17 protein-coding genes and 1 riboswitch are annotated in these 17,696 nt (G+C 66.9%); of the genes, 6 read left to right on the top strand and 11 right to left on the bottom strand.

Annotated elements, in window-relative coordinates; translation table 11 throughout:
• Positions 1-7: 7 nt before the first annotated feature.
• Genes GUV69_RS16260 through GUV69_RS16250 form a run of 3 tightly spaced genes read right to left on the bottom strand, consistent with a single transcriptional unit; the run spans position 8 to position 3,029 of the window.
• Positions 8-802 carry an energy-coupling factor transporter transmembrane component T family protein gene (locus GUV69_RS16260; RefSeq protein ID WP_164204292.1) on the bottom strand — a complete coding sequence of 265 codons (795 nt, stop codon included), beginning with the start codon at positions 800-802 and terminating at the stop codon, positions 8-10.
• On the bottom strand, positions 799-2,409 hold the full coding sequence (locus GUV69_RS16255; RefSeq protein ID WP_164204290.1) for an ABC transporter ATP-binding protein: 1,611 nt from the start codon (positions 2,407-2,409) through the stop codon (positions 799-801). The genes GUV69_RS16260 and GUV69_RS16255 overlap by 4 nt, the downstream gene beginning before the upstream one ends.
• Entirely contained in the window at positions 2,409-3,029 is a 621-nt protein-coding gene (locus tag GUV69_RS16250) for an ECF transporter S component (protein ID WP_164204288.1), read from the bottom strand. The genes GUV69_RS16255 and GUV69_RS16250 overlap by 1 nt, the downstream gene beginning before the upstream one ends.
• Positions 3,030-3,101: 72 nt before the next feature.
• Positions 3,102-3,238: riboswitch (TPP riboswitch) on the bottom strand.
• Between the two features lie 57 nt (positions 3,239-3,295).
• Here GUV69_RS16250 and GUV69_RS16245 point away from each other — a divergent pair.
• Positions 3,296-3,838, top strand: coding sequence for a heme-degrading domain-containing protein (locus GUV69_RS16245; protein ID WP_164204285.1), 543 nt, complete (start codon positions 3,296-3,298; stop codon positions 3,836-3,838).
• Positions 3,839-3,906: 68 nt separating this feature from the next.
• Positions 3,907-4,170 (top strand): DUF4235 domain-containing protein, encoded by a 264-nt coding sequence (locus GUV69_RS16240; RefSeq protein ID WP_164204283.1) that lies wholly within the window; start codon positions 3,907-3,909, stop codon positions 4,168-4,170.
• 13 nt (positions 4,171-4,183) lie between these two features.
• On the opposite strand, the gene mnhG is transcribed toward GUV69_RS16240, so the two are convergent.
• The 6 genes from mnhG to GUV69_RS16210 are packed head-to-tail and all read right to left on the bottom strand — an operon-like array spanning position 4,184 to position 10,690.
• A complete protein-coding gene (gene mnhG, locus GUV69_RS16235; protein ID WP_164204281.1) occupies positions 4,184-4,591 on the bottom strand; it encodes a monovalent cation/H(+) antiporter subunit G in 408 nt (135 codons plus the stop codon).
• The gene (locus tag GUV69_RS16230; RefSeq protein ID WP_164204279.1) at positions 4,581-4,859 is read right to left on the bottom strand and encodes an MrpF/PhaF family protein; all 279 of its coding nucleotides are present in this window, start codon (positions 4,857-4,859) and stop codon (positions 4,581-4,583) included. The genes mnhG and GUV69_RS16230 overlap by 11 nt, the downstream gene beginning before the upstream one ends.
• Positions 4,856-5,401: a Na+/H+ antiporter subunit E gene (locus GUV69_RS16225; RefSeq protein ID WP_164204277.1), complete on the bottom strand. Its 546-nt coding sequence runs from the start codon at positions 5,399-5,401 to the stop codon at positions 4,856-4,858. Before GUV69_RS16225 ends, GUV69_RS16230 begins: the two co-directional genes overlap by 4 nt.
• Positions 5,398-7,005, bottom strand: coding sequence for a Na+/H+ antiporter subunit D (locus tag GUV69_RS16220; RefSeq protein WP_164204274.1), 1,608 nt, complete (start codon positions 7,003-7,005; stop codon positions 5,398-5,400). The genes GUV69_RS16225 and GUV69_RS16220 overlap by 4 nt, the downstream gene beginning before the upstream one ends.
• Positions 7,002-7,595 (bottom strand): Na(+)/H(+) antiporter subunit C, encoded by a 594-nt coding sequence (locus GUV69_RS16215; protein ID WP_164204271.1) that lies wholly within the window; start codon positions 7,593-7,595, stop codon positions 7,002-7,004. Before GUV69_RS16215 ends, GUV69_RS16220 begins: the two co-directional genes overlap by 4 nt.
• Complete coding sequence (locus GUV69_RS16210) at positions 7,592-10,690, bottom strand: Na+/H+ antiporter subunit A (RefSeq protein WP_164204269.1); 3,099 nt, start codon at positions 10,688-10,690, stop codon at positions 7,592-7,594. Before GUV69_RS16210 ends, GUV69_RS16215 begins: the two co-directional genes overlap by 4 nt.
• A 191-nt stretch (positions 10,691-10,881) precedes the next feature.
• Here GUV69_RS16210 and GUV69_RS16205 point away from each other — a divergent pair, with 191 nt between their 5' ends.
• From GUV69_RS16205 to GUV69_RS16195, 3 genes are all read left to right on the top strand, one after another.
• Positions 10,882-12,288, top strand: a complete 1,407-nt coding sequence (locus GUV69_RS16205) for an MFS transporter (protein ID WP_164204267.1) — start codon at positions 10,882-10,884, stop codon at positions 12,286-12,288.
• An 81-nt stretch (positions 12,289-12,369) separates the two neighbouring features.
• Positions 12,370-12,852, top strand: a complete 483-nt coding sequence (locus GUV69_RS16200) for a cation:proton antiporter regulatory subunit (protein ID WP_164204265.1) — start codon at positions 12,370-12,372, stop codon at positions 12,850-12,852.
• A gap of 5 nt (positions 12,853-12,857) precedes the next feature.
• On the top strand, positions 12,858-14,039 hold the full coding sequence (locus GUV69_RS16195; protein ID WP_164204263.1) for a cation:proton antiporter: 1,182 nt from the start codon (positions 12,858-12,860) through the stop codon (positions 14,037-14,039).
• 36 nt (positions 14,040-14,075) lie between these two features.
• Here the strand turns inward: GUV69_RS16195 and GUV69_RS16190 are convergent, their stop codons facing one another.
• Both GUV69_RS16190 and dcd read right to left on the bottom strand, forming a co-directional pair.
• Positions 14,076-15,044: a type IV toxin-antitoxin system AbiEi family antitoxin gene (locus GUV69_RS16190; RefSeq protein WP_164204261.1), complete on the bottom strand. Its 969-nt coding sequence runs from the start codon at positions 15,042-15,044 to the stop codon at positions 14,076-14,078.
• A gap of 186 nt (positions 15,045-15,230) precedes the next feature.
• Positions 15,231-15,806, bottom strand: a complete 576-nt coding sequence (dcd, locus tag GUV69_RS16185; RefSeq protein WP_164204259.1) for a dCTP deaminase — start codon at positions 15,804-15,806, stop codon at positions 15,231-15,233.
• A 143-nt stretch (positions 15,807-15,949) separates the two neighbouring features.
• Between dcd and GUV69_RS16180 the strand changes: the two genes are divergently transcribed.
• Positions 15,950-17,668: a CAP domain-containing protein gene (locus GUV69_RS16180; RefSeq protein WP_348272256.1), complete on the top strand. Its 1,719-nt coding sequence runs from the start codon at positions 15,950-15,952 to the stop codon at positions 17,666-17,668.
• The last annotated feature ends 28 nt before the right edge of the window (positions 17,669-17,696 follow it).

The following is a 17,696-nucleotide window of genomic DNA, read 5'->3' as shown; positions in this document are numbered from 1 at the left end:
CGACCCGCTAACGCCAGACGAAGTTCCAGGTCCCCACTCCGGCCGCGGCAGCCACAGCGGCCGCAGCGATCAGCACGCCGCCCAGCACTACCCAGACGTCCAGCAGCGAGTAGGTCGATTCACGGGCCCACGTCCGCTGGCCGGTGCCGAAGCCGCGCGCTTCCATGGTGACGGCAAGCCGGGAAGCCCGGCGGATGGCCTGCACCAGCAGCCCGAAGCTCTGGCCGAGGGTGGCCCGCAGCCGCTGCAGCGGGCTGCCATGGGAGCCCACGCCGCGGGCCCGCCGGGCCATGCCGATGGTCTGCCATTCCTCGGCCAGGAGTCCAACGAGCCGCATGGCGGCCAGGGTGCCCAGGACAAAGCGGTGCGGCAGCCGGGCCTTCTGCGCCAGGGCGTCGGCAAGGTCGGTGGGATCCGTGCAGGTCATCAGCAGGATCGCGGGCAGCGCAATAGCGAGTCCGCGGAGCATAAACCCGAGCCCCAGCTGAAGCGAACCTTCGCTGATGGACCAGATCCCGACGTCGAGCAGTACAGCGCCGCTGTCCGCCGCGACGATCGCCGTGCTCCACCCGCCTACCGCTGCCGCCAGGATCAGCGGCCAGCCACGCTGCCAGAGCAGGCGCAGCGTGAGCCCGGCGAGCGGGAACAGCGCCAGCTCAGCCGCGAGCGCCACCGAGGCGGACACCCAGTCGATGGAGAGTGCCAGCACCAGGGTGATCAGGAACACCGAGCCGAACTTGGCCAGCGGGTTGGCCCGCGTCAGCAGCGCCTGGTTGCCGCGGAGGGTCAGGGTGTCCCTCATGCCGCCTCTGCTTCCTGGCGGGCGCCGCCGCGCAAGGCCGGGCCCAGACGCAGTTCGGCGCCGCCCAGGACGGCACTGAATTCTTCGTCGTGGGTCACCGAGACCACGGACGTCCCGGCGTCCAGCATTTCAGACAGGAAAGAGGCGAGTTCTGCCCAGGTGTTGGCGTCCTGGCCGAACGTGGGCTCGTCGAGCACCAGCACCCGCGGGTGGGCAGCGAGGACCGTGGCCACCGACAGCCGCCGTTTTTCACCGCCGGAGAGCGTATACGGGTTGGCGTCCACAAGGTGCGTGAGGCGGAGCCGCTCCAACAATTCGTCCACCCGTTCCTCGCCATGCCCCAGATGGCGCGGACCAAACATCAGCTCGTCCAGGACGCGCCCGGTGACGAACTGGTGCTCGGGCTCCTGGAACACGGTGCCGATGCGGGATATCAGCTGCTTCGCCTTCCACCTGAAGGGATCGATTCCGGCGCCTTCGGACAGTTCGACGGCGGCTGACACCTTCCCTGCCACCGGCGCCAGCAGTCCGGCGAGCGTCAGGGCGAACGTGGACTTGCCGGCGCCATTGGGTCCGGTAACCGTGAGTGCCTGGCCGGCACGGACCTGCGCGGTGATGCCCGTTTGCACCGGCACCGGCGCGATGCTGCGGAAGCCGCGGCGGCGGGGCCGCTCGCGGGAGACTGCGACGTTCTCTGCGGCCAGCAGCAGCTGCCCGGCAACGGCGGAACTGCCGGCGGAAATGCCGCGCCGGGGACGGGTGGACGGAACATAGCCCGGCACCCACACTCCGGCACCGATCAGCATGTCCCGCGCCTCAGCGAGCACCCGGTCCGGCGGACCGTCCAGCAGCACGCCCGACGAACTGCCGGGAGCGCCGGAGGCCGCTGCCGAGCCCGGCTGCAGCACCACAATCCGGTCCACCACGTCTTTCCAGACGGACACCCTGTGTTCAACAACCACCAGCGTGGCACCCGTCTTGTCGAGGCAACGGCCCACCGCGTCCCGCACCTCAAGGACGCCTGCGGGGTCGAGGTTGGCTGTCGGCTCATCCAGCAGGATCAGTCCCGGCCGCATGGCCAGGATGCCCGCCAGCGCCAGCCGCTGCTTCTGCCCGCCGGACAGTGCCGACGTCGGGTGGTCCAGCGGGAGCCGGGCGGCACCCGGGGATCCGCCGGCACTGCGCAGCCCGACGTCGTCGAGCGCCTCGTGGACCCGCTTCCAGATCTCGTCCCGCGGAACGGCCAGGTTTTCGGCGCCAAAGGCGACGTCGTCGCCCAGCCGCGAGAGGACCACCTGCGTTTCAGGATCCTGCTGCATCAGCCCTGCACGGCCGCGCCGGCTCCGCGGCGCAACGCCGTCGATCAGCAGCGAACCGGTCTCGTCGGCGTCGTCCCCTTCGTCCCCCAGCACCCCGGCGAGGGCGTGCAGCAGCGTCGATTTGCCTGCGCCGGAAGGGCCCAAAAGCAGCACCCGCTCACCAGGGGCGATGTCGAGGTCCAGCCCCTGGACGGCGGGGGCGGCACGGCCGGCGTGCCGCCAGCCCCAGCCATGGGCTGATACCGCAGCGGGGCGCACCGCGGAAGCACCGGCGTCGAAAGCGGTCATCAGTTGAAGACGGGTTCCGAGAAGGCCTTCCGGGACGCGAAGGAGCTCAGGACGCCGGTTTTGGCGAGGCCGCGGGTGGCGATCCAGGACACGGCGCCGGCAATGACGGCACCGGAGATGGCGCAGAACAGAATGTACGCGGCCTTGTCGCCGGCCTCGTAGGCGATGTTCCAGCCCCAGGGCGCGAAGGAATCGTTCAGGCCGCAGAACAGTCCGGCGCCGGCGCCTGCGAGCAGGGCCACGGGCAGATTGAACTTCCTGTAGGCGAAGGCGGCGAACACCAGTTCGGCGCCGAGGCCCTGCAGGATGCCGGAGATCAGCACGGTGGTGCCGTACTGGGAACCCATCATGAGCTCACCGGTCGCGGCCACGGCCTCACAGAACAGCGCTGCGCCCGGTTTGCGGATGATGAGCATGCCCAGCACAGCCGGAATCATCCAGCCGCCCGCGATCAGGCCTGTGAGGGGCGGGTACGTGGCATTCATCGGCGCGGACACCAGCGCGGCACCCTGGGACCAGGCCCAGAAAATGACGCCGCCGGCGATGGCGATCAAAGCCGCCACCACAATGTCCACAACGCGCCAGGAATAGCTGGCCTTCTTGAGTCCTGCTGTTGTCATTTCTGCCTCCTGAGGTACAGGAGGGGAGAGTATTCGCGGTTTCGGCCCGGCCTGCGCCGCCCGGATCCGGACACTCTGAGAAGCTCGACTCCCTTGCGCCGGTACTAACCGGATCAGGTTCGAGGGTCTGCGGCTGTCCGCACTCTCAGCGCCCATCCACCGGCTGCATCCCTGCAGTGCCCGACGGCGGCGCTCCCCTGTCGTAAATAAATCTGCCCTGATGGGCGTGACCCAGTTTACACCGCAGGCGCGGTAGATTGTGGGCCATGACTGCCGACGCCTCGAATGTGACCGTGTTCGATCCCGACTCCAGCGAAGCCCAGCCGCCAGGCTCGCTCGAGGCGCTGATCGCGCGGATAGAGGCTGAGGTCAGCGAGCTGCAGTTCCCCCGGTTTACCAAGGACGACGCCCTCAACCTTGGGCTGCTGCTGGTGGAGCTGGGCAAATCCCGGAAGCTGCCCATCGCCATCGACATCACCAAGGGTGAACACGTCCTTTTCCATGTGGCCCTTGACGGCGCCACGCCCGACAACGGGCACTGGATCCGGGCGAAGCAGCGCACCGCCGCGCGCTACGACGTCCCGTCCCTGCTGGTGGGCCTGCGCGGAAGGCTGGGCGGCGGCCGGATCGAGGACCAGGGCTGGTACGACGAATCGACCTACGCGGCCCACGGCGGCTGCTTCCCGGTCTATGTCACGGGAGTCGGGGCGGTGGCGACGGTGGCTGTCTCCGGACTCCCGCAGATGCAGGACCACAACCTCGTGGTGGAGGCGCTGCGGGAAATACTGGCCTCCATGGGGCAGCCCTAGGTGCTGACCGCCGGCCTGATCACGTTAGGCTAAAGGCAGTCCCCGATCCGCCACAAGGAGTTCAACCCATGAACCTGTTCATCAAGCTGCTCGGCACAGGAATCAGCCTCGCCGCCGGGTTTGTCGGCACCAAGGTGGTTAATACCGTGTGGGAAAAGTCCACCGGCCGTAAGCCCCCCACAGGCAAGGACGAAGACACCCCCACAAGCCTGCGCTCGGCGTTGACGTTTGCGCTCATTTCAGCCTCGGTCAGCACCATCATCCAGGTCCTCGCCAACCGCGGCACGCAGCGGGCCATCACGCGTTTCGCCAAGAGCCAGGACATCGTCTAGTCCCGGCCGGGAATCAGTCCCGCCCGCCGGCGTCGGAGGCGTTATCCCTGGACGACTGCGCGGCTTTCTCCACCACGGCGTCCAGGTCATCGGAGCTGAGCAGCTCGCGGTGCAGGTGCTTGGTGCGGTAGCCGGAGCGGCCCACCATGTGTGCGGACACCGGCACCGTCAGCAACTGGAAAATCCACGCCACCAGGAGCACCGGCCATACCCACAGCGTCCGCATCTGCAGGCCGATGGCCGCGAGCAGCAGGAAGAGGCCCAGCACCTGCGGCTTGGTGGCCGCGTGCATCCGGCTCAGCAGGTCCGGGAAGCGCAGCAGGCCGACGGCGGCGGCCAGGGACATCAGCGCACCCACCACCAGGAAAACCGCCGTCAGGGTATCGATGATGCCATCCACCACGTTCGGTTCAGGACTCATGGGTCTGCTCCCGCCGGTCGGCCACAAAGCGTGCCACCGTGACCGAGCCGATGAAACCGACAACGGAAAGCGCCACGAGCAGCATCAGGTTGTTCAGGTGCCTGTTGACGGCCATGTCAACGCACAGTGCCGCGCCGAGGATGGCGAGCAGGACGTCGGAGGCCAGCACGCGGTCCAGCAGCGACGGGCCGCGGGCGATCCGGATGATAGCGCCCGCCGCAGCCAGCGAAAGAATGACTGCGGTGACAGTCAGGACGGTCTGCATCATGCTGCGGCCTCCTGCCGGACGAGTTCGAGTTCTTCCGGGCTGCCCATAATCCTGATCAGGCGGGCTTCGATGGAACGGACTTCGTTGCGCAGGTTCTCTGCGTCCTCTGGTGTGCTGACATTAAGCGCGTGCAGGTACAGGGTGGACGTTGACCGGTCCACTTCCACCACCAGGGATCCGGGGATCAGCGAGATCACGTGCCCCACGGCGGTGACGATCAGGTCCTGGTGGCTTCGCAGCCGGACAGCCACGACGGCGTTGATCACCTTCGGTCCGCGGATGGCCGCCAGGTACATCACCTCGATGCTCGCTGCCGCCACCCGCCACACGAACTGCAGGGCGAAGGGCACGGCGTAGAGGATGTTGAAGCGGCCGCTGAGTTCCACCGGGGGGAGGTAGAACATGCGTGCCACCAGCACGGACAGCAGCGCGCCAAAGAGCAGGTTGCCGGGGCTGAAGTCCTGCCACAGCGCACCCCATACAATCACCAGCCAGACCAGGAGCGGAAGTTCCTGGCGCAGGGAGATCCGGCGGCGGCTCATTTGCCGCCTCCCGGCTTCAGCGCCAGCAGCGGAACCTCGGTGTCTTCACCCAGCACGGCCTGGATGTAGGAGGACCTGTCAAGCATTTCCTCGGCAGCCTGGTCCGAGACCCGGAACAGCGGCCCGGCGAAAACCGTGAGGGCCACGCCAAGGATCACCAGGCCGAAGGTGGAGCCCACCATGGTCCGCGGCAGCAGCGTGACGTTGTTGCGGCCTGCCCGACGGCCGGTGTCAGAATCCTCGGGTACGGCCAGTAGGACCGGATCCGGGTGTTCGGCGTCCGAGGGCTTGCGCCAGAAGGCACGGTTCCACACCCTCGCGACGGCCAGGAGCGTCAGCAGGCTGGTGACCACGCCGCCGATCACCAGGGCGTAGGCCAGCGGAGTGCCCAGTCCGATCCCGGCCTGGATCAGGCCCACCTTGCCCAGGAACCCGGAGAAGGGCGGAATGCCGGCCAGGTTCATCGCCGGCACAAAGAACAGCAGGGCAAGCATGGGCGAGAGCTTGGCCAGGCCTGCCAGCCGGTCCACCGAGGAGCTGCCGCCACGCCGTTCGATCAGGCCCGTGACAAGAAAGAGGCTGGTCTGGATGGTGATGTGGTGCGCCACGTAGAACACGGCAGCACCCAGGCCGGCCACGGAAGACATGGCCAGGCCGAACACCATGTAGCCGATGTGGCTGACCAGGGTGAAGGACAGGAGACGTTTGATGTCGCTCTGGGCCAGGGCACCAAGGATCCCCACCACCATGGTCAGCAACGCCGCCACCATCAACGGAGTGTTCAGGCTGTCGCCGGGAAAGAGCAGCGTTTCTGTCCGGACCATCGCGTACACGCCCACCTTGGTCAGCAGGCCGGCGAACACCGCAGTGACCGGCGCCGGCGCGGTGGGGTAAGAGTCAGGCAGCCAGAAGGAGAGCGGGAAAACAGCCGCTTTGATCCCGAAGGCCACCAGGAGCATCACGTGCAGCAGTGTCTGCGTTCCCTCATCCAGGTCCGCGAGCTTCACGGCGAGGTCCGCCATGTTCACAGTTCCGGTGGCCCCGTAGACCATCGCGATGGAGATCAGGAACAGGACGGAGGACACCACGGACACCACCACGTAGGTGACGCCCGCACGGATCCGGGGGCCGGTACCGCCCAGGGTCATCAGCACGTAGCTTGCGGTCAGGAGGATTTCGAAGCCGACGTAGAGGTTGAACAGGTCCCCGGACAGGAACGCGTTCGACACACCCGCCACGAGGATCAGGAAGGTCGGGTGGAAGATCGATACCGGGGCGTCCTGGTCGCCGTCGGCCATGCCCTGGCCGGTGGCGTAGATCAGCACCGCGAGGCTGACGGCGGAAGAGACCACCAGCATCAGGGACGAGAACTGATCCACCACCATGGTGATGCCCCAGGGCGGCAGCCACCCGCCGATGTTCACCGCGGCGGTGCCGCCGTCCCAGACCGACGCAAGCAGGAAGCATTCCAGCAGAAGCGTCAGGGACAGTACAGCAATGCTCACGGCCCGCTGCGCACGGGAGTGCCGGAACAGCAGGAAGGCCAGTGCGGCGCCGAGGATGGGAAGCAGGACGGCGAGCGGGGCAAAGCTTGCGATGTTCACTTCACACCTCCTTCGGGGCCAGGGGTCACGTTCCGTGAACCGGGTTGCTCTTCGGCGGCGGCATCTGCGGCCGGCATCTCCTTGGCGCCGGCCGAAACTTTTGCGCCGGACGCGGCGTCTGCGTGCCCTGAGCCTGCATGGTCGGAGATGCTGCTGCCGTCGCTGCCAAGCATGGTCAGGGGGAATTCTGATGTTTCGGCCGGAATCGGGGCGTCGTCCTCGGCGTCGAACCGCGGCGTCTCGGCGACCCTGAGGTCCTCGATGTCATCCTGGATCTCATCCTGGCGGGCAAGGACCCACGTGCGGTAGATGATGCCGAGCATAAACGCTGTCACCGCAAACGAGATCACGATCGAGGTCAGGATCAGGGCCTGCGGAAGGGGGTCGGCGTATTCGTTGGCACCGGTGTCCTTGTTGAAGAACGGCGCCAGGCCGGCGTAGCCACCCGTTGCCAGGATCAGCAGGTTGGTGGCGTTGGCCAGGAGCATCAGCCCCAGCAGCACGCGGGTGAGGCTGCGTTCCAGGATCAGGTAGATGCCGCACGCATACAGGGCACCCATCACAATCAGCAGGGTCAGGTTGACACTCATCCGTGGCCCTTCGCTGTGGTTTCGGTGGACATGGCCACGGGCTCGTGGCCTTCGGCGGGCCCCGCGGCGGCCAGCACGTCGCCGGCCAGGGCGTCCTCCGCCAGGGCGTCCTCCGCGAGTGCTTCCTCGGCTGGTGCTTCCTCGGCGGGCCCGGACGTTTGTTCGTCAAAGTGTTCGTCGATCTCGGAGCCCAGGCTGCGCAGGACGTCCAGGACCAGGCCCACCACCACGATGTACACACCGATATCGAAGAGGGTGGAGGTGACGAACTTGATGTCGCCAAATACCGGCAGCCAGATCTCAATGATGGCGGTCTGGAACACCTGGCCGCCCAGGAGCAGCGGCACCACACCCGATGAGGCCGCCGTCGCGAGCCCGATCCCCAGGAGCGTACCCGCACCCACCGGTGTGGCCTCCCGCAGTTCAAACCGGCCGCCCGCCAGGTAACGGATGGCGAGGGCAAGGCCGGCTGTCAGACCGCCGGCGAATCCGCCGCCCGGCAGGTTGTGCCCGGCCAGGAGGAGGTACAGGGAGAAAATGATCAGGGAGTGGAAGATCAGCCGGGTCACGACTTCAAAGATGATGGAACGGCGTTCCGGTGCCAGGGTGCGGCCTGCCACGATCCAGGCGTCCCGGGTCGACGCTGCAAACTTCCTGCTGATGGCCAGCGCCGCGGCGTCCCGCGACCCCGGATCCGCCGCGGCCCGCCGGCCTACGCTGCCCTCGGCAACGATGGCGGAGAGCAGGTTCCGGTCGCCGCGGCCGCGGACGAAGATGAGGCTGGCGACGCCGGTGGCGGCGAGGGCCAGGACGGAAATTTCGCCGAACGTATCCCAGGCGCGGATGTCCACCAGCGTCACGTTGACGATGTTCAGTCCGCCGCCGCCTTCGTACGCCAGGCGCGGGAACTCCAGCGACACAGGTGTTGCCACCCGTGCGTCCATGGCGAAGATGGCGGCGAAGACCATGGTGACGCCGAACGCCGCCCCGATGATCACACGGACCACCCGGTACCTGCCGCCTGTCCGGTCCCGGAGCTCGGCCGGGAGGCTCCGCATCGCCAGCACAAAGGCCACCAGGATGATGGTTTCCACCAGCATCTGGGTCAGCGCAAGATCCGGCGCACCCTGGAGGGCGAACATCAGGGCGATCCCGTATCCGGTCACAGACACCATCAGCACCGCGAGGAAGCGCCTGTTGGCCTTGACCGCGGCCAGGGCACCGATCACAATCGCCGCGCCCACCACGGGCTGGAGCGGCGAGTAGGGGTCGATGAAGTACAGGTTTTCCGGGATCGGCTTGCCCGCTAAGAGCATGACAGTCAGCGGCAGTGCGAACGCCATGGACAGGATGACAGAGAGGTAGAAGTACAGCGAACCACGCTGCGTGCGGCCCGTGATCCAGACCGCGACGTCGTCCAGCGCGCCGATGGTGAGCTGGTACATGCGGTCGCCGTCGATCCAGCCGGGTACCCGGGACTGCGCACGGTCCACCAGCGTCCGGCCGAAGTGCATGGCCAGGCCCAGCGCGAACGTCAGCGCGGTGAGCCCAAGCGCCGGGTTGATCCCGTGCCACAGCGCAAGGTGCCCTGCCTGCTCGGCCGGGGTTCCGGCGTCGGGCGCGGTGGAGGCGAAGAGTGCCGCGTACGGCTGGATCCAGGCGTCCACCGGGGCAGGCCACAGGCCGTACACGATGCTGAGGAGGCTGAGAAGGGCGGGAGCGGCGAGGAAGGAAGGCTTGACCGCCTTGAACGGCGTGGGTTCCACCGCGGGTTTGACGGCGAACGCGCCCCACATAAAGCGGGCGCTGTAGGCGAAAGTGAGGATGGAGCCCAGCACGATCCCGGCAAGGACCACCGTGCTCCAGGGCTCCCCGCCGTCGGCATGGTGGAGGAAGGCTTCCAGGACCGATTCCTTGGCCACAAAGCCTGCCAGCAGCGGGACACCGGCCATGGACGCGGCGCCAATGCCGGCCACGATGCCGAGCGCGCGCGAGGAGCGGAACACGCCCGAGAGCTGGCGGACATCGCGGGTTCCGGACTGGTGGTCGATGATTCCCACCACCAGGAACAGGGTGGCCTTGAACAGGCCGTGTGCCAGCAGCATGGCGAGGCCGGCGAGGGCCGCGTCCGGCGTGCCCAGGCCCACCACCATGGTCAGGAAGCCCAGCTGGCTCACCGTTCCATACGCCAGGATGAGCTTGATGTCCGTCTGGCGCAGCGCCCGGTAGCCGCCCACCAGCATGGTGGCCAGGCCCAGCCCAAGCACTATCGACTGCCAGTACGCCACCTCCGAAAAGCCCGGAGCAAGCCTGGCAACCAGGTAAATGCCGGCCTTCACCATCGCGGCAGCATGCAGGTAGGCGCTGACGGGGGTGGGTGCCGCCATCGCTCCGGGCAGCCAGAAGTGGAAGGGAACCAGTGCGGACTTGCTGATGGCGCCCACAAGGATCAGGACGACGGCGGCAGCCACGATCGCGCTGCCTGGCCCGGTTGTGAGCGTGGGAGCCTGGGCGAGGATCTCCGAGATGCGGTACGTTCCGGCGGTGTGGCCGAGCATGATCAGGCCTACCAGCATGGCCAGCCCGCCGGCGGTGGTGACCATCAGGGCCTGGAGCGCGGACCGCCTGGCCGCCAGCCTGGTGCGGGCAAAACCGATCAGCAGGTAGGACAGGATGGTGGTGAGTTCCCAGAAGATGAACAGCAGGAGAAGATCGTCCGCCACCACCAGGCCGAACATGGCGCCGGCGAAGGCGAGGAGCTGTGCCCCGAAGCCGCCCAGGTCCTGGTCCTTTGTGCCGAAATACCGGGCACAGTAGACAAGCACCAGGGCCCCGACGCCGAGGACAAGAAGGGACATCACCCAGGCCAGGGGATCCAGCAGGAACGCGAATTCCAGTTTCAGTCCGGGGATCCACGGGTTGACCTCGGAAACAGCTCCGGCAGCCGAATACACCGCACCGTGCTGGAAGAGCAGCCAGACAAAGGACGCAGCGGGCACAGCAGCCAGCGCATAAAAGGCGTTGCGGCCCCAGGCCCTGAACAGAAGGGGAGCCACAGCAGCCACCGTAAAGTGCACGGCAAGGACTGTGATCACTGTTTATCTCCGCAACGTCAGGGATTCGAATGTCAAAAAGTTAGGGCAGGCGGTCAGTCGTTAGGTTCGGTGGCCAGTTTACCAAGTGGTTTCGGGCTTTTTCCCCGCGAGGAAGGCTGGCGGCTCGATTTTGCCGGGTGTCCGGCGTACCATGCCCGGCTTGTTCGCCACGGGCGGATACCATTCAGCCTATGAACACCGCCAGCGCCCCTCCTGAGGCCACGCAGCCGCCGTCGGAACTCGCGTCCGGAAACCAGCCGGCCGGTAAGGGCCGGGTGTTGGCCTGGGCCGCCTGGGACTGGGGTTCGGCGGCCTTCAACGCGGTCATGACCACCTTCGTCTTCACCGTCTACCTCACCTCCAAAGCCTTCGGCGGCGAGGATCAGGCCTCGGCCGTGCTTGGCGGCGCCCTGTCCATCGCCGGCCTCGCCATCGCACTGCTCGCCCCCGTGACAGGGCAACGCTCGGATAACGGCGGGCGGCGCAAACTATGGCTGGGCGTCAACACCGTGGCGGTGGCCGTCCTGACCGGGCTGTGCTTCTTTGTGTTTCCACGGCCCGAGTTCCTGCTCCTGGGCGTCGCCCTGATTGCCTTGGGGAACGTGTTTTTTGAGTTCGCGGGCGTCAACTACAACGCCATGCTGGCCCAGGTCTCCACACCGACGAACATCGGCAAGGTCAGTGGATTTGGCTGGGGCATGGGCTACCTCGGCGGCATTGTGGCCCTGCTGGTAGTGCTGCAGCTCTTTGTGCAGCCGAGCTTTGACTGGTTCGGCTCCTCCACGGAGGACAGCCTGAACATCCGGCTGGTGGCGGTGTTCTCCGCCCTATGGTTCTTCATCTTCGCCCTCCCTGTCCTGTTCGCAGTGCCGGAACTCCCGCGGCCGGCGCGGGCCAGACCGCTGGGCTTCCTGGCCTCCTACGGCCTGCTCCTCCGCCGGATCAAAGCCATCTACGCCACCAGCCCGCACACCATCTATTTCCTCCTCGCCAGTGCCGTCTTCCGTGACGGCCTCGCCGCCGTCTTCACGTTCGGCGGCATCATTGCGGCCGGCACGTTCGGTTTTGAACTGTCCCAGGTCATTTTCTTCGCCATCTTCGGAAACGTGGTGGCTGCAGTGGGCGCCATCGTCGGCGGCTTCCTGGATGACCGGGTGGGACCCAAGGCCGTGATCATGGGCTCCCTGGTGGGTTTGCTGCTCGCCGGCACCATGATCCTGGTTCTTGGCAACGGCGATTACGTCTTCTTCGGCACAGCGTGGGCCGGCAGCACCACCTTCTGGGTTTTCGGCCTGTTCCTCTGCCTCTTTGTGGGTCCGGCCCAGTCCTCATCGCGCGCCTACCTGGCCCGGCTGGCCCCCACCGGCGAGACCGGCGAACTGTTCGGCCTGTACGCCACCACCGGCCGGGCCGTCAGCTTTTTGGCGCCGGCGCTGTTCACCCTGTGCATCACGCTGGCCACACCGCTGGTTGCTCCCGGCGAGGCCCAACGCTGGGGCATCCTGGGCATTATGGTGGTGCTGCTCGCCGGCCTGCTGGTCCTCCTGCCGGTGAAGCCGCCGAACAAGACCTCCATCGCACTGGTCCCCGCGTCCTGACGTGCGGCCATGCCCCGCGCCTGCCTGTTCTTCGTCCCGGCACGCCGCCCGAAAACTGCGTGCGAAGACTAGGCTGGAGGTATGAACGTGGACGAGACCGATCTCCCTGGCCTGGGCCGGCGGAAGGATTTCATGACGGCTTCCGGCCGCCGCATTGGCGTTGTGGAGCTGCGGGAGGGCCAGACGGAACTTATCGTTTCCACCTGGGACGATCCCGATACCTGCCAGGCCTCCATTCCCCTGACCGGGGATGAGGCAGCCACCCTGGGCAACCTCCTGGGCGGGCAGCACCTGGCCATGAAGCTGACCGAGGAGCACCGGGACGTTCCCGGCATCGTGACCCGGCAATTCTCCATTGCCCCGGATTCCCCGTTCCAGAACCAGCCCATGGGGAAGGCGTGCATCCGCACCCGCTGCGGGGTCTCCATTGTGGCCATCATGCGCGAAGGCGAGGTGGTCCCGTCGCCCGGACCCGACGTTGTCCTCCATTCCGGTGACCTGCTCGTTGCAGTGGGAACGCAAGAAGGCCTCGATCTGGCGGCCGATATCCTCCGCAACGGCTGAACGCCATGGACCCTCTGGCCCTGACCCTCATTGAACTGGGGGCCGTTGTGTTCTGCCTTGGCCTGTTGGCCAGGCTGGCCGGACGGATCGGAATGTCACCCATCCCCCTCTATCTCGTGGGCGGACTCGCCTTTGGTGCGGGCGGGGTGGTCAAGCTTGATGGGATGCACGAGTTCGCACATTTGTCGGGCGAAATCGGCGTGATCCTGCTTTTGCTTATGCTCGGATTGGAATATACGGCTGCCGAGCTTTTCACCGGTCTGCGCAGGTCCTGGCAGGCCGGTGTTCTTGACCTGGTGCTCAATTTCCTGCCCGGTGCCGCGATCGCCTTTCTCCTGGGCTGGGGCCCGGTGGGCGCCATGGTTATGGGCGGCGTGACGTACATATCGTCCTCCGGCATCGCCGCCAAAGTCATCACGGACCTGGGCCGGCTTGGCAACCGCGAAACACCGGTGGTCCTCTCCATCCTTGTGTTCGAGGACCTGGCCATGGCCGTGTACCTGCCCATCCTCACTGCCACCCTCGCGGGCGTGAGCTTCCTGGGCGGGCTGACCACGGTAGCCATTTCACTGGCTGTGGTCACCGTTGTCCTGATGGTGGCGCTGCGGCACGGCCACCGTGTGTCCAAGGCGGTCCACAGCGAGAACTCCGAGGTGTTCCTCCTCAACCTGCTGGGCGCGGCCTTGCTGGTGGCCGGCCTGGCATCGGCCATGCAGGTCTCGGCGGCGGTGGGAGCGTTTATGCTCGGTATCGCCATCTCCGGGGCAACGGCCCACAGCGCCACCCGCATCCTTGAACCACTGCGGGACCTGTTCGCCGCTATCTTCTTTGTCGCGTTCGGGCTCAACACGGACCCTGCGTCCATCCCGCCGGTCCTGGGCTGGGCGCTCATCCTTGCCGTCATCACGGCGGCCACCAAGATGCTGACCGGCATCTGGGCGGCCAAGCAGGCAGGCATTGCCCGCCCCGGCCGGTTCCGCGCAGGCGCGGCCCTGATCGCCCGCGGCGAGTTCTCCATTGTCATCGCCGGCCTGGCCGTGGCCTCCGGTGTTGTCCCGGACGAACTCGCGGCACTTGCCACGGCCTACGTCCTGCTCATGGCCATCTTCGGTCCACTGGCCGCCCGCTACGTGGAGCCCGTGGTCAAGGCCTTCCGGCCCCCGGCCACAGAACCGGCCCGCGCGTAGCTCCCCTCATCATCATCGAGTGGCGACGTCTCGCCCCTAAGAGCGGAGCTTAGCGCCGGGATCTCCCCGATCGATCCGCCAGCCTGAGCGAACCATGGCGTCCAGCACGCGGTGCGCACACCCGTCGAAGCCCCAGGTCCGCACGTGACCTGCCGTTACGGTCACGGACTGCCAGCCGGCTGCGGCGATCGACTCGTCCCGGCGGATGTCGGATTCGCGCTGCCGCGCCTCGAGGTGGTGCCGGCCGTCGTAATTGACGGCCACCTTGAATTTCGGAAACGCCATGTCCGGCCAGGCCAGTTCCCCGCCCGTCGGGTCAAGCACCACATAGCTCAGGGCCGGTTCCGGCAGGCCCACCCGGCCAAGAGCCAGGCGCAGGCGGGTCTCGGGTGCTGAATCGGCCCCTACCCGGCACAGTTCCAACGCCAGCCGCGCCTTCCTGATCCCCCGGACGCCCGGAGTAACAACCACCTGTTCCCGCAAATCATCGAGGGAACAGAACGCCTCTTTCCTGGGACCGAAGCTCCTCGCCTGGCTGCAGATGAAGTAGTCCCCGGCCGCCACCAGCGACTCAAAGTCCAGGACCGCGGCCAGGTCCAGCCATGTCCGCGCAGGCGAGGTGACCGGGACGCCGTCGAGCATTGCCACATCCTGCGGGCGCAGGGACAGCCGGTGGCCCGCCACTCCCTTGCGCACGGGACGGGTCCGGCCGCCCGCCTTTGCCAGATGGACTGTGAGGTCATTTTGGAGGGGCATCGGCAGCTGGCAGCCCCATAGCTGCGCGGCGGTGGCGAGGCAGCAGACGGCGCCCGGGGTCAGCGCGGACAACAGCGTGCAGGTGTGGTGCAGTGGTTGTTCCTGGCCCCAAGGGACGCGCACGCCCCGGCTGGACACCCGGAGATCGCTCCGCCACGCACGCCCTGCCGGGACGCCGGCCTGGACTTGTTGTGCCAAGGTGAAGGAGCGTCCCGCGAGGTGGTCCGGGAGGGCTGAGGGCTGCCGCATGACCCATTGTTGGCACAGCCGCGGCGGGCCGCGGCGGTTATCCACAGTGTGGAGGAGCAGTGCAGGGTTCGCCGCCGCATCGACCGGCTAGATCTCGGCGCTAAACCGGGGCTTTAGCGCCGAGACGTCGCCACTCGAGGCACCCGGGCCTCGCCCCTCGACGTAGAAGTCCCGGAAGGAGCCCGGCTAAATCTCCGTGCGGTGGAAGTTCAGGTGGCTCCGGCTGGCGGTCGGCCCGCGCTGGCCCTGGTAGCGGTTGCCGTAGTCGCCCGAGCCGTAGGGGTGCTCGGCAGCAGAGGTCAGGCGGAAGAAGCACAGCTGGCCGATCTTCATGCCCGGCCACAGCTTGATGGGCAGGGTGGCCATATTGGACAGCTCCAGCGTGACGTGGCCGGAAAATCCGGGATCGATGAACCCGGCAGTGGAGTGAGTCAGCAGGCCCAGGCGGCCCAGGGATGACTTTCCCTCCAGCCGCGCGGCGATATCCACCGGCAACGTGACGGTCTCGTATGTGGAGCCCAGGACAAATTCGCCGGGGTGCAGGATGAACGCCTCACCGCGTTCAACTTCCACCAGCCGGGTCAGCTCAGGCTGCTCTTCCGCGGGGTCGATATGGGCGTACTTGTGGTTGTCGAAAAGCCGGAAAAACCGGTCGATCCGTACGTCCACCGACGATGGCTGGACCATCGCGGAATCGTAAGGTTCGAGGACAATCCGTTGGGAGTCTATTTCGGCACGAATATCGCGGTCACTGATCAGCACGCCTCCCAAATTACTATGCGTTGTCCACAGGGCACATTCTTTCGTTGTTGCTGTCGCCTAGTGGGGCTAATGTTGCCTCAGAATGACAGCCGCCGGATGGTCTCCCGGCCGGTACAACTGAACTGAACTGATCTGGGGTTGGTTTGAGAAAATTTGCGGCGCCTGCCGTTGTGGCAATGCTGTGCGCCCTCGCTCTGGTGTCCCCTGCCGCGGGCCTGTATCACGGCCCGCCCGGGCACCAGCCGTCAGCCGCTGCAGTCAGCGCAACAGGGCCGCGAAGCGTGACCCTGGGTGCTGCAGGAACGGCCGACGACGCCGCCTCACCCGGAGCGGACACCGGCACCGGATCCCCGCTCGCCCCTGCCGTGGAACCTGTGATCACGCGGGCGTCGCCCGCGGGGGACCAAACCCCGGCCGGCACAACAGCGGCACAATCGGCCGAAGTGACAGCCCCGGTGACCACATCCTCCGAACCCCTGCCGCCCGAGGCGCCTTCCATCCCGCCGCTCTGGGCCCCCGAGGACGAGCTGGCGCAGAACAACACCCTGGTTCCCGCCCCGCAGACCTTCGCCGCAGAGTCCCTCGCCTCCGAGGGACTTGCCACCGAAGCGCTGGTCCCGGACAGCAACGCGGCCGCCATCCTGACAGTCTTCAACAAAATCAATGAGTACCGGGTGGCAAACAAGCTGGCGCCGGTCAAGTACCACCCCACGGTGGCAGGGCTGGCGCAGGAGTGGTCCAACAGCATCGCCTCCCGCGACGTCATCGAGCACCGCGCGAGTTTCTGGACCGACGCCCGTGCCATGAGTCCGAGCAGCGCGGGCGAGGTGATCGCCATCCGCACAGACCGCGATGCAGCGCTGCTGGTGGAGTGGTGGAAGGGATCACCGGGCCACAACGCCATGTTGCTCGATCCGCGGTTCAACGTCATGGGCGCGGGAATCTCCTACACGGACAGCCTGTACAGGATCTGGGGCGTGGTGAACTTCTTCGGCTACACCACACTCCCCGCCGGTACCGTGTCCTCGCCCGGCGGCAGCACCAGCGGCACCGTCTTCCCTCCAGCCACGCCGACCATGTGCGATCCGACCGTCAAGCACATGCCGCCAACACTGGATCTGAGCAGCGCGGCAATCACCAGCGCCGCCGACCTCGTCTCCGTGAATACAGGCGGCGAGCTCATCAACCGCCCCTCCACCGGGAACAGGACGTACGGCCCCGCAAAGGTCATCAACTCCTTCTTCAGCAACGTCAAGGAAGTCTTCGTCACCGACTGGGACCGTAACGGTACCTACGACATCCTCGCCCAGTGGAACGACGGCCGGCTGACGCTTCATCCCGGGTATGCGGGCGGCGGCTTCGGCGCTGCGGTCACTCTCGGCCAGTCCGGCTGGGCCGGCATGACCCTCGCCGTCGGGGGCTGGTGCGCCAACAACCGCCTACCGCAACTCGTCGCCCTGGACACGTCAGGCAACCTGTGGCTCTACCCGAACGCCGGCATGGGAGACATGTCCTCCCGCACGCTGATGGCCGGCGCGGTAGCGGCCACCAGGCTGGCGATGGTGGACTACGACGCCGACGGTTTCCAGGACATCCTGGCAAGAAGGTCCGATGGCGTGGTGCAGCTTTACCGCGGCGCCGGAACACCGGCGCCGCGCGCCGAAGCCCGGCCCGCGGTAGCCACCGGGTGGGGGGATGTGACCGGCATCCGGCCACTGCGGGACGTCACCGGCCTGAACTCGACCGGGGTGGCACTGCGCCGCGCGAATGACGTGGTGCAGTACTGGGACCTGACCGGCGGAACCCTTGCATCGCCGTCGAACATTCCTGGAACCTGGGCGGGCCAGCGGCTGGCGCAGTAGTTACCGAGCACCGGCTGGCCAGCGAACG

The organism is [Micrococcus luteus] ATCC 49442 (assembly GCF_010367585.1).
Lineage (GTDB): Bacteria > Actinomycetota > Actinomycetes > Actinomycetales > Micrococcaceae > Arthrobacter > Arthrobacter luteus_A.
The sequence above is the reverse complement of the archived record's forward strand: the minus strand, read 5'-3'. Positions and strand labels throughout refer to the sequence as shown.